Source organism: Collinsella sp. AM28-11LB, from assembly GCF_003469895.1.
In the GTDB taxonomy this organism is placed as follows: Bacteria; Actinomycetota; Coriobacteriia; order Coriobacteriales; family Coriobacteriaceae; genus Collinsella.
Genome location: NZ_QSKJ01000014.1, coordinates 22,930 through 35,040, shown reverse-complemented (window position 1 = coordinate 35,040; position 12,111 = coordinate 22,930). Strand labels below are relative to the sequence as shown.

General features: G+C 60.5%; 7 protein-coding genes. 4 read left to right on the top strand and 3 right to left on the bottom strand.

Translation table 11 applies throughout. The annotated features are described in order from the left end of the window. Positions 1-78: 78 nt before the first annotated feature. Together DW732_RS09205 and DW732_RS09200 are read right to left on the bottom strand one after the other, a co-directional pair. Entirely contained in the window at positions 79-2,607 is a 2,529-nt protein-coding gene (locus tag DW732_RS09205) for a phosphoketolase (protein WP_118099382.1), read from the bottom strand. 204 nt (positions 2,608-2,811) lie between these two features. Then, positions 2,812-3,840, bottom strand: coding sequence for a LacI family DNA-binding transcriptional regulator (locus DW732_RS09200; protein ID WP_055252182.1), 1,029 nt, complete (start codon positions 3,838-3,840; stop codon positions 2,812-2,814). Positions 3,841-4,023: 183 nt separating this feature from the next. Here DW732_RS09200 and murB point away from each other — a divergent pair, with 183 nt between their 5' ends. Beyond that, positions 4,024-4,986: a UDP-N-acetylmuramate dehydrogenase gene (gene murB / locus DW732_RS09195; RefSeq protein ID WP_118099381.1), complete on the top strand. Its 963-nt coding sequence runs from the start codon at positions 4,024-4,026 to the stop codon at positions 4,984-4,986. Positions 4,987-5,204: 218 nt separating this feature from the next. On the opposite strand, the gene DW732_RS09190 is transcribed toward murB, so the two are convergent. Then, on the bottom strand, positions 5,205-6,410 hold the full coding sequence (locus DW732_RS09190) for a hypothetical protein (protein WP_118099380.1): 1,206 nt from the start codon (positions 6,408-6,410) through the stop codon (positions 5,205-5,207). Positions 6,411-6,676: 266 nt separating this feature from the next. Between DW732_RS09190 and galE the strand changes: the two genes are divergently transcribed. The 3 genes from galE (at position 6,677) to glgP (ending at position 11,860) form a co-directional block, all read left to right on the top strand. Next, a complete protein-coding gene (gene galE, locus DW732_RS09185; RefSeq protein ID WP_006235870.1) occupies positions 6,677-7,738 on the top strand; it encodes a UDP-glucose 4-epimerase GalE in 1,062 nt (353 codons plus the stop codon). Positions 7,739-7,946: 208 nt separating this feature from the next. Further along, positions 7,947-9,464, top strand: coding sequence for a 4-alpha-glucanotransferase (gene malQ / locus DW732_RS09180; RefSeq protein ID WP_233514223.1), 1,518 nt, complete (start codon positions 7,947-7,949; stop codon positions 9,462-9,464). 128 nt (positions 9,465-9,592) lie between these two features. After that, the gene (gene glgP / locus DW732_RS09175; protein ID WP_233539427.1) at positions 9,593-11,860 is read left to right on the top strand and encodes a glycogen/starch/alpha-glucan family phosphorylase; all 2,268 of its coding nucleotides are present in this window, start codon (positions 9,593-9,595) and stop codon (positions 11,858-11,860) included. Positions 11,861-12,111 lie beyond the last annotated feature (251 nt).

Genomic DNA, 12,111 nt, shown 5'->3' with positions numbered 1-12,111 from the left:
CTGAGAAGTTCGCGAAGCCCACTTCTCAGAGGAAGGCGCCCGCCCGGAGGCGGCCCCAGCGCGAGGCCGTCCCGGATGCTATTCGTTGTCGCCGGCAGTTAGCTGCGTTGCGGAGAGCGCGCCGTCGGCTGCGGTTGCGGCAGCGGCGTCGGGCCAGACCCAGTCGGTAAAGGCCGGGTGATCGAAGCCCTCGTCGCACGCGAACTCAAAGGCCTCGGTGCGGAAGGCCTCCCACTCATCAATCTGCTCGGCAAACTTAACGGCGTCGACCATGCGCAGCACGTCGGCGGCCAGGGCCCAACGATCCATGTTGTTCAGGCGCAGCATGTCGAACGGCGTGGTCGTGGAGCCCTTCTCCTCGTAGCCGTGGACGCGGAACGCGTCGTGTCCGGGGCGGTTCCAGATCAGGCGGCGAATCGTGCCGGCATAGGCGTGGAACGCGAAGAGCACGGGCTTCTCGCCGCAGCCAAACAGCTCAGCCCAGCGCTCGTCGCTTATAGCCTGGTCGTTCTCGCAGACGTTCTGAATCTTGAGCAGATCGACCACGTTGACGAACCATACCTTGATGCCCAGCTCGCGCAGCATATCGGTTGCAGCCAGAGCCTCGAGCGTCGGCACGTCGCCACAGGTGACGACCACGACGTCGGCCTCGCCGAGCGAGTCGGCGGTCGATGCCCACTCCCAATTTGCGACGCCCTCGGCGAGCTCGGCCTTTGCCTCGTCGACCGTCTGGAAGGTCGGGGCGGGCTGCTTGCCGCAGAAGATCGCGTTGACGCAGTCGGTGGACTGGTAGACGCGCTCGGCCACGGCGAGAGCCATGTTAGCGTCGGCCGGATAGTAAGCGTTCACGATATGCGTGTCGTTGGCCTTGTTGAGCAGCAGGTCGATAAAGCCGGGATCCTGGTGCGAGAAGCCGTTGTGGTCCTGACGCCAAACATGGCTCGACAGCAAAATGTTGAGGCCGCTGATGGGGGCACGCCACGGAATCTCGCGCTTGGTAGCCTCGAGCCACTTGCAGTGCTGGTTGACCATGGAGTCGACCACATGGACAAAGCTCTCGTAGGAGCTCCACACGCCGGAGCGGCCGGTGAGCACATAGGCCTCGAGGAAGCCCTCGCACTGGTGCTCGGACAGCTGCTCGACAACCTTGCCGGAGCCAGCGAGCAGCTCGTCGTTGGCCTCGTCCTCGTAGAAGCCGGCATCCCACTGCTTCTTGGTCACCTTATAAGCGGCCTGCAGGCGGTTGGACGCGGTCTCGTCGGGACCGAAGATGCGGAAGTCGTCCATGTTCTTGGCCAGAACGTCGGCAGTGTACTCACCAAAGACGCGGGCAGCCTCGGTGGAGCCCCAACCATGGCCCTTCTCGGCGACGGGAATCTCGTGGGCGTGGATATCGGGCAGCTCGAGCTCGCGACGCACCTTGCCGCCGTTCGCGTTGGGGTTGGCGCCAATACGCAGCTCGCCGGTCGGCATAAAGGCCGTTACCTCGGGGCGCACCTGGCCCTCGGGCGTAAAGAGCTCCTCGGGCTTGTAGGAGCGCAGCCACTCGCGCAGCACGCGGAAGTGCTCGTGAGTGTCCTTGGCGCTTGCCAGCGGCACCTGATGGGCGCGCCAGGAGTCCTCGGTCTTCTTGCCGTCGATCTGCTTGGGGCAGGTCCAGCCCTTGGGCGTACGGAACACAATCATGGGGTAGGCCGGGCGGACCACGGTCTCGCCCGCGGCAGCCTGGGCCTGCGCGGTGGCCTTGATGTCACAAATCTCGTCAAAGACCTGCTCAAACAGGGCGGCAAAGCGCTCATGGATGCTTGCGTGGCTCTCGTCGTCAAAGCCGGCGATAAAGAAGTGCGGCTTATAGCCCATACCCTCAAAGAACTTGGTGAGCTCTTCGTCGGACACGCGGGCGAGGATGGTGGGGTTGGCGATCTTGTAGCCGTTGAGGTGCAGGATCGGCAGGACGATACCGTCGGTTGCCGGGTTCACGAGCTTGTTGGACTGCCAAGAAGTCGCGAGCGGGCCGGTCTCGGACTCGCCGTCGCCCACCACGGCCACGGCTAGCAGGCTCGGGTTGTCCATGACGGCACCGTAAGCGTGGCTGAGCGTGTAGCCGAGCTCGCCGCCCTCGTGGATGGAGCCGGGCGTCTCGGGCGCAAAGTGGCTCGGGATGCCGCCGGGATAGGAGAACTGGCGGAAGAACTTCTGCAGGCCGGCCTCGTCATTGGTGATGTCGGGGCGGATCTCGCGGTAAGTACCGTCGAGCAGCGACTGGGCGGTGCCGGCGGGGCCACCGTGACCCGGGCCCATCAAGAAAATGGCGTTCTGGTTGTGATCGGCAATAAGGCGGTTGACGTGGCCGAACAGGAAGTTGATGCCAGGCGTGGTGCCCCAGTGACCAACCAGGCGATGCTTGACGTCCGGACGACCGAAGTCGCGCGCCTCGCCAGTCTTATCGTCGACAAAGTCAGCGCGCATCAGCGGGTTGGAGCGAAGGTAGATCTGACCGACGGACAGGTAGTTCGAAGCGCGCCAATACAGATCGACACCCTCGAGCTCGGAAGCCGGCACCTCGTGCCCCAGCTTTTGCCACGGCGTCCCCAGTGTTTTAGCCATTGTTTATGTCCCTTCGCTGCGCGGTCACCCTCCGATACGGCAACCATTCGTTGGGACTAGTATATTTGCTAAAACGTTTTATCATGGTGAAAAAACGTTTTATCATCTCTATCAAACACACCAATTGGCAAAACGCAACATTCACCTGCGGCATTGCCTGTCACAGATGCTCCACATTCGATCTTCTCGAATTGATAAACATGTTTAGTTGTATTTAGTAAGTTCTAGAACGCTGCCCTTCACAATGAGAGCAGGCTCCAGAACCACTTCTTCGGCACGCCTGCCGCCCTTGCCGGCAAGACGTTTGGACATGCAACCAAAGGCATGCTCGGCAAGCACGCCCGGATCCTGCTCGATCGCGGTCAGCGCCGGCTCAAAGAGAACGTCGGCAGCCGAGTTGTCATAGCTCACCACCGAGATATCGCCCGGGATGCTCTTCCCCATCTCGTGCAAGCGCTTGAGCAAACCGAGGGCGATGTTGTCCGAACTTGCGAACACGGCGGTGGCATCGGTTGCGAGCACCGCCTCCGAGGCCTCGTAGGCACTCGGAATGTAGTACTCGCTCTCGAACTCCAAGCGCGCGTCGATGGGCAGGCCAACCTCGCGCAGCGCGCGTTCATAGCCGGCAAGTCGTTTGCGACCCGTATTGGAGCGACGCGCGTTAACCAAGCAGGCAATACGGCGATGGCCTTGCTCGATCAGATAGCGGGTGGCCATATAGCCGCCCATCTCGTGGTCGAACATCACCTTGTCGCACTCGAGCCCCTCAATGGCACGGTCGACCATTACGGCCGGGATGGGCAGGTGGCTGACTTCTTCGCGCAGGGCGCGGTCGTCGGAGAACTCGTCACCTACCACCAGGAAGACGCCATCAACGCCGCGCGTCACCAGCTGGCGCAGCAGCTCCAGATCGTCATCGGCGCTTCCGCCCGAGCTGGTAATAAAAAGCGCGTAGCCGTCCTCGCGGCAGCGCTTTTCCAAGCTGCCGGCGAGCGAGGCGAAAAAGCGGCTCTCGATGTTGGGGACGATAAGGCCCAGGGTGCGCGACTCGCGCATGACCAGGCTGCGCGCGATCTGGTTGGGAACATAGTGATTGCGCGCCGCAACCTCCTTGATGAGTTTGCGGTTTTCTTCCGAGATGCGACAGGGCCGATTATTGAGAACAAGCGAGACCGACGAAGGGGAAAGCCCCACCTCTTGGGCAATCTGCTTGAGGGTGACTTTGTTGGCCATCTCGCTCCTTCCGGGTTTACGCGCAATCTCTTGAAAGTATAGCGACTGCCCCTCTACCTCGATGATAAACACTTTATCAATCCGGTGGACGGCAGTTTTATCGCCGCCAGCGCACCAAATACATCTGGGTGGGGTATATTGCAATCGATTGATGAGAACGACCACCAAAAGGCGGATATTCGTATGCACGAGAACGACTTTTTTAACGAGGACCTGCTGTGCGCGCTCGCTGGCGTTGCCGGCGAGGACAACGTGTTGATGAGCGAGCCCATGCGCGAGCACACCACGTTTAAGATCGGTGGCCCGGCCGATGTCTTTGTCACGCCCGATACCGAGCAGGGCCTCGTCGCCACGCTTGACACCTGCTATCGCTGTGATCTGCCGCTCACCATCGTGGGCAACGGCTCGGACCTGCTCGTCGGAGACAAGGGCATCCGCGGCGTCGTCGTGGCGCTGGGCGAGGGCCTCTCCGACATTACGGTCGACGGCACGCACGTCACGGCGGCAGCCGGCGCCCTGCTTTCCGATGTCGCCGCGGCAGCAGCCGAGGCCGGCCTCACCGGCATGGAGCCCATCTCGGGCATCCCCGGATCGGTCGGCGGCGCCTGCTACATGAACGCCGGTGCCTATGGTGCCTGCATGGCCGATGTGCTGGAGTCTGTGCGTGTCTACAAGCCCGCCCGCATGCTCGACGACGGCACCCGCGGCAGCGGCAACATCATCGAGTTCGATGTCGATGAGCTCAACCTGGGCTATCGCAAGAGCCGCATTGCCGACGACGGCTTCATCGTTCTTTCGGCCACCTTCAATCTCGCCCCGGGCAACGCCGCGATGATCAAGGCCGACATGGACGAATACCGCCAGCGCCGCGAGGACAAGCAGCCGCTCGGCATGCCGAGCGCCGGCTCCACCTTCAAGCGCCCCGAGGGCTACTTTGCCGGCAAGCTCATCATGGACGCCGGCCTGCGCGGCCATGCCGTCGGCGGCGCGCAGGTAAGCGAGAAGCACTGCGGCTTCATCGTCAACGCCGACCACGCCACCGCAGCCGACGTCGACGAACTCATCCGCGACATCCAAGCCAAAGTCAAAGACCAATTCGGAGTAGACCTAGAACCCGAAGTTCACCGAGTAGGCGAATTCCTCTAACAAAGAAGGCCCCGAAAGGGGCCTTCGCCATATTTATTCAGATAACCCAGTCCGGTGTGTCGCGCTCAGGACCCGAGAGGGCCGGAACAGTCCGAGAGGCATAAGGTTGATCGCGAGTTCCGCACGAGCCGGAGAGCACTTAATGTGCTCTCCGTGCGAGCAGGACTGCCCGAGCAGGCAACCTTATGCCTCTCGGACTGTCCCGGACCAAGCCGCAGTTACGACAGCGCAATACCGCCAAGCCAGCCCCAACGCACGCCAGAGCCAGTGCCATAGAAGCTAATAAACGAATCAAGCGACTTAGACGTAATGGCTCCCTCGTTGCTCATAACGATGCCGCCGCCAACGTAGATACCCACATGACCGTAGATAAGGCCCGGAGCACCCGTGCCGCTATGCGATGAGTCGGCCACGATCATGCCCACCTGCAGCGCCGAGCGGTCGGAGCTATAGCACCATGCGTTAAACATATCGCACGCGTTACCGCCAAAGTAGCCAACGCCGGCGTTACGGAAGACATTGGTAACCCACGCCGCGCACCAGTTCTGACCCGGCGAAGGCGTGGAGTAGCACGCGTTGACGACGGCCTGCTGTTTGCCCGAGCCGGCATTCTGTTGCGGGGTTCCGGGCGCATACGATCCGCCACCCGAGCTCGAACCACCCGAGTAGGAATTGTTCTTGTTCGCGGCGGCCGCGGCAGCGGCGGCCTTCCTGGCAGCCTCCTCAGCCTGGGCGGCAGCGAGAATCTCGGAATCGCGCTGAGCCATGAGCTCCTTGACGTCGTCGGAAAGACCGTTCAGCACGGTCTGGACTTCTTGCTGCTTGGCCTGCATATCCTGCATCTGAGCCGTCTGCTGGTCCTTGAGTTTCTCCAGGTCGGCCTTTTGTGCTTCGAGTTCGGTCTTCTGTGCGTCGAGCTCAGCCTGAATCGTCTGGATATCCTCGATGGCATCGCGGTCGCTCTTGTTAATCTTCTCAACGTAATGCGCGTTGGCGACGAGTTCCTCAAACGAGCCAGAGGCCAGCAGCAGCGACAGGATGTTCGTGCCGCCGGACTTGTAGCTGGCGGCCACGCGATCGGAAAGATCGCCGCGTTTCTTTTTGAGCTCGGCCTTCTTCTCGTCAATCTGCGCCTGCGTGCTGTCAATCTGGCCCTGTACGCCCTCGATATCGTTGAGGGTCTGGGCGTTCTTGTTGGCCAGCGCCGCGTATTCATTTGCGATGCTGTCGAGCTGGGCCTGAACCTCGTCGAGCTGGGCCTGGGCGGCATTCAGTTTATCGGTGGTTTCTTTGGAAGCCTCCGCCGCATGGGCGCGAGTGGGCAAGCCAAAAAGAACTGCCGCAGAAGCGGCGCCGAACAGGGCCTTGAGGGCGGTACGGCGCGAGAGCTCCTGGGAAAGGATGGAATCGCTGTTTGGTGACATATGTACTCCGTTACATGCTTATTTATATGTCGCTCAACTCATACATATTAGCGTACATATGGCGCGTCCCAACGATTTCCACGAACGGCAGGAAACTGCAAGGTCGACGGCTCGTAAGCAAATGCCAAAGATCAGGTTATGCGTACGCAAGCTCTTGTATGAGTACGTTAACATAATCCTCTGCTTTTCCTGCCGCGTACGTTTTTGGAACAACTGTCTGCGCTATACTCCCCTGAAGAAGTGTTCCTGATTCGATAGGAGACTACATGTCCAAAGCACTCGACCCCAAAGACACCTGCGTCCTCGTTACCGGTGGCGCCGGCTTTATCGGCTCGCACACCGTCGTTCAGCTGCTCGAGGGGGGCTACCAGGTCGTCATCGTCGATGATCTCTCCAACTCCAGCGCCGTCGCCGTCGACCGCGTCAAGACCATCGTGGGCGACGAGGCCGCCAAGAACCTCACCTTCTACGAGGCCAACGTGCTCGACCGCGATGCGATGAACAAGATCTTCGATACCCATCAGATTGACCGCGTCATCCACTTTGCCGGCTTTAAGGCCGTCGGCGAGTCGGTGAGCAAGCCCGTTGAGTACTACCACAACAACATCGAGAACACCCTGGTGCTCATCGACGTCATGCGCAACCATGGCTGCAAGTCCATCATCTTCTCGAGCTCCTCGACCGTCTACGGCGACCCGGACAACCCGCCCGTCACCGAGGAGGATCCTAAGAAGCCCGCGACCAACCCCTATGGTTGGACTAAGTGGATGATCGAGCAGATCCTTATGGACGTCCACACCGCCGACCCCGAGTGGGACGTCGTGCTGCTCCGTTACTTCAACCCCATCGGCGCTCATCCGTCGGGCCTGATCGGCGAGGACCCCAAGGGCATCCCCAACAACCTGGTGCCCTATGTCGCCCAGGTCGCCGTGGGCAAGCTCGAGGCCGTTCAGGTCTTTGGCAACGACTACCCCACCCCCGACGGCACCGGCGTGCGCGACTACATCCACGTGTGCGATCTGGCCTCTGGTCACGTTGCCGCCCTTAACTGGATGAACGGCAAGACCGGCGTCGAGATCTTTAACTTGGGCACCGGCACCGGCACCTCGGTACTCGAGGTCGTCGCCGCCTTCTCCAAGGCTTGTGGCAAGGAGCTGCCCTACGTGATCCGCGAGCGCCGCGCCGGCGACATCGCTGCCAACTGGTGCGATGCCTCCAAGGCCGAGCGCATGATGGGCTGGAAGGCCCAGTACGACATCGCGGACATGTGCCGCGATAGCTGGAACTGGCAGAGCCACAACCCCAACGGCTTCGCCGACGCCGAGTAGCAAAAACCTACATACCGCTCTTGCCCCGATCTCACGTTGTGAGGTCGGGGCTTTTTCATGGCATGTAACCATTCGCCGAAAATCGACCAACTTTTTTATCTTGCCTGTACATGTTTAAACAACATGTTTTACAATAGGCGTATCGAATCAGAACATCGGAGGCGGACTGCACACCCATCGGCAGGCCGACCCCACAACAAGAAGGTTGGTGAGCGCATTCATGGAGCGTGCAAGCGGCGTCCTCATGCCCGTCTCATCTCTGCCCGGACCATACGGAATCGGCGGCTTTGGCTGGAATGCCTACGACTTCGTCGATTTTCTCGCCTCGTGCAAACAACATTACTGGCAGATTCTGCCCCTTACGACGACCAGCTATGGCGATTCGCCCTATCAGTCGTTCTCGGCCCGCGCAGGCAACCCCAACTTTATCGACTTTGCCGAGCTTATCGAGGCAGGGTATCTAGAGCAGCGCGATATCGATGGCGTGTACCTGGGTTCTGACCCCAGTAACGTCGACTACGGTGCCATCTTTGGCGGCCGCCGTCAGATTCTCGACCGCGCCGCCGAGCGCTTTGCTGCCGACAAGCCGGCCGATTTCGATGACTTTATCCAGGCCAACGAGGACTGGCTCATCCCCTACTGTGAGTTCATGACCGTCAAAGAGGAGTGCGGTCTCAAGGCGTTTTGGGAGTGGCCCGCGGAGCTCCGCACCCGCGGCGAGTCTTCCGCCAAGGTCTGCGCCGACCATCCGGCGCGCATGCTCTACCACCAGATGACGCAGTACTTCTTCGATCGCCAGTGGAGCCGCCTCAAGGCCTATGCCAACGAGCGCGACATTCTCATCATCGGCGACCTGCCCATTTATGTCTCGCGCGACTCCGTCGAGATGTGGGCGACACCTGAGCTCTTTAAGATCGACGCCGCCGGCAATCCCGTGAGCGTCGCCGGCACGCCGCCCGACCAGTTCTCGGCCACCGGCCAGTACTGGGGCAACCCCATCTACGACTGGGACGCCATGGAGTCCGACGGCTTCTCCTGGTGGGAGGGCCGCATTCGCGCTGCCCTCGACATGTACGACGTCATCCGCCTGGATCACTTCCGCGGCTTCGAGGCCTATTGGGAGGTGCCGTTCTCCTCGCCCGATTCGTCCCACGGTTCGTGGACGCAGGGTCCCGGCCTCAAGCTCTTCAAAGCGCTCGAGGAAAAGCTCGGCACGCTGCCCATCATCGCCGAGGACTTGGGCTTCCTCACTCCCGGTGTCATCGACATGCGCGACAACTCGGGCTTCCCTGGCATGAAGATCCTGCAGTTTGCCTTTGAGGGCACCAACTCGTACTACCTGCCGCACAACTACATTGCCAACACCGTCGCCTACGTGGGCACCCACGACAACGAAACGGCACGTGGTTGGTTTGAGGGAACGGCCACCCCGCGTCAGCGCGAGCAGGCAGCCCTGTACGCCCATCAGCAGGCCGGCGAACCCATGGCAGATGCACTCAATCGCACCATCGCCGCCAGCGTAAGCGACACGTGCATCTACACCATGCAGGACCTGCTCAACTTGGGCAATGAGGCGCGCATCAACACCCCTGCCACGCTGGGCGGCAACTGGACTTGGCGCATGCTCGACGGCGCCATCACCCGCGAGCTCGAGCACAAACTCACCGACTGGACCGAAACCTACTTCCGCATCCCGTCGGAAGCTGAAATCGAGCTTCCTCAATAGGAGCTACCGCGCCCGACCCCTCCCCACCGTGCGGACGCGCTTGCTTTTCCCGCGCGAGGCCACCCCAATCCCCTCGCGCGGGCTTCTTATGAATTGCAGACATGAAACAACCCATCACAGGAGGAAACATGCCCCAAATAAACCTCATGGAACTCGCCGAGCAGTCTTTTGGCGCCTCGCTCGAGCAGCTCGACGACCGTCGCATTTACAAGCTGCTGGTCAAGCTCGTGCAGGAGCGCTCTTCCGCCTGCCCGCTCAACAATGGCAAGAAAAAGCTCTACTACATCTCTGCCGAGTTTTTGATTGGCAAGCTGCTCATCAACAACATGATCGACCTTGGCATCTACGACGAGGTTAAGGATCAGCTCACTGCCGCCGGTCACGACCTCAACAAGATCGAGGAGTTTGAGGTCGAGCCGTCGCTGGGCAACGGTGGCCTGGGCCGTCTGGCCGCATGCTTCCTGGATTCCATCGCCACGCTGGGCCTTACCGGAGACGGTGTGGGCCTCAACTACCATTACGGCCTGTTCCGCCAGCGCTTTGTCGATAAGCAGCAGAAGGCCGTCCCCGATGAGTGGCTTGGCGAGCAGGACATCCTGGTCGATGACGACCGCTCCTACACCGTTGAGTTTGACGATTTTGCCGTCACCTCCAAGCTCGTCAACATCGATGTGCCTGGTTACGGCCAGCCCACCAAGAACCGCCTGCGCCTGTTTGACCTGGCAAGTGTCGACGATGGCCTGGTCCCCGGCAGCTCCATCGACTTCGATAAGACCGAGATCGCCAAGAACCTCACCCTGTTCCTCTATCCGGATGATTCCGACGAGCAGGGCCGTCTGCTTCGCATCTACCAGGAGTACTTCATGGTGAGTAACGCTGCCCAGCTCCTGATCGACGAGGCTGTCGAGCGCGGCAGTAACCTGCACGATCTGGCCGACTACGCCGTGGTCCAGATCAACGATACGCATCCCACCATGGTCATTCCCGAGCTCGTTCGCTTGCTCACCACCGAGCATGGCATCGAGTTTGACGAGGCCGTGACCATCGTACGTTCCATGGTCGCCTACACTAACCACACGATTCTTGCCGAGGCCCTCGAGAAGTGGCCGCTCGCCAGCCTGCAGAAGGTCTCCCCTGCCATCGCCGACATTATCGTCAAGCTCGATGAGATCGCGAAGGCCGAGCACGATGACCCGCGCGTCGCCATCATCGACGAATACAACACCGTCCACATGGCCCACATGGACATCCACTTTGGCTTCTCCATCAACGGCGTAGCCGCCCTCCACACCAAGATACTTGAGGACACCGAGCTTCATCCGTTCTACGAGATCTATCCCGAGAAGTTCTCCAACAAGACCAACGGCATCACCTTCCGCCGCTGGATCCATGGCGCCAACCCCGCGCTCGCCAGCCTGCTCGACGATGTGATCGGCACCGATTGGCGCAGCACCGGCGATCTGAGCAAGCTCGCCGAATTCGCCGACGACAAGGACGTTCTTGAGCGCCTGGCTGCCACCAAAGTCGAGGCCAAGAGCATCATGCGCCAGTTCATGGCGCTCGAGCAGGGCGTGACCATTCCCTCCAACGCCATCATCGATGTTCAGGTCAAGCGCATCCACGAGTACAAGCGCCAGCAGATGCTCGCGCTCTACATCATCTGGAAGTATCTCGACATCAAGAACGGCAACAAGCCCGCTCACCCCGTCACCATCATCTTTGGCGGCAAGGCGGCACCTGCCTACACCATCGCCCAGGACATCATTCACCTGATCCTGACGCTGTCGCAGTGGATTGCAAACGACCCCGACGTGGCTCCCTACCTGCAGGTTGTCATGATCGAGAACTATAACGTCACCGCCGCCGAGCGCGTGATCCCCGCCGCTGACATCTCCGAGCAGATCAGCCTGGCCTCCAAGGAGGCAAGCGGCACCTCCAACATGAAGTTCATGCTCAACGGCGCCCTAACCCTGTGCACGCTCGACGGTGCCAACGTGGAGATTGCCGAGCTCGTGGGCGACGAGAACATCTACACCTTTGGCGCCTCGTCCAAGCAGGTCGAGCAGCTCTACGCCGACGGCACCTACGATGCCGGCGCACTCTACCGCAAGCCCGGCATCAAACTGCTGGTGGACTTCATCACCAACCCCGCCTTTATGGCGACCGGCAACGCGGAGCGCCTGCAGCGTCTGCACGACGACATCAAGGGCAAGGACTGGTTCATGGCCCTACTCGACATTGAGGAGTACATCCAGACCAAGGAGCGCGTGCTGGCCGACTACGAGGACCAGGACGCTTGGATGCGCAAGGCGCTCATCAATATCGCCAACGCCGGCACCTTCTCGTCCGACCGTACGATCTCCCAGTACAACGACGAGATCTGGCATCTGAGCTAGCTCATTCCCCTTACCCATCCTCTTGAGAAACGGAGTCGTGGCAACCCGGCTCCGTTTTTTGTGCCCGCACGTTACCCTGTGACCCGACTCTGCCAAACAATCTCGATCTGTAACAACTAGCCAGAAGAATTGGCACCGCCCGTTACAGAACGAGACAATCAAAACCGTCTATCTGAGTTCATCTCAATCTGTAACATCTGGCACCTAAAATTGGTTCTTCCTGTTACAGATCGAGACAAACGGAATCGTCC

What these genes read in the sequence shown, in the direction of transcription:
- DW732_RS09205 (WP_118099382.1), bottom strand. Translation starts at nt 2,607, where the DNA reads ATGGCTAAAACACTGGGGACGCCGTGGCAAAAGCTGGGGCACGAGGTG.
- DW732_RS09200 (WP_055252182.1), bottom strand. Translation starts at nt 3,840, where the DNA reads ATGGCCAACAAAGTCACCCTCAAGCAGATTGCCCAAGAGGTGGGGCTT.
- murB (WP_118099381.1), top strand. Translation starts at nt 4,024, where the DNA reads ATGCACGAGAACGACTTTTTTAACGAGGACCTGCTGTGCGCGCTCGCT.
- DW732_RS09190 (WP_118099380.1), bottom strand. Translation starts at nt 6,410, where the DNA reads ATGTCACCAAACAGCGATTCCATCCTTTCCCAGGAGCTCTCGCGCCGT.
- galE (WP_006235870.1), top strand. Translation starts at nt 6,677, where the DNA reads ATGTCCAAAGCACTCGACCCCAAAGACACCTGCGTCCTCGTTACCGGT.
- glgP (WP_233539427.1), top strand. Translation starts at nt 9,593, where the DNA reads ATGCCCCAAATAAACCTCATGGAACTCGCCGAGCAGTCTTTTGGCGCC.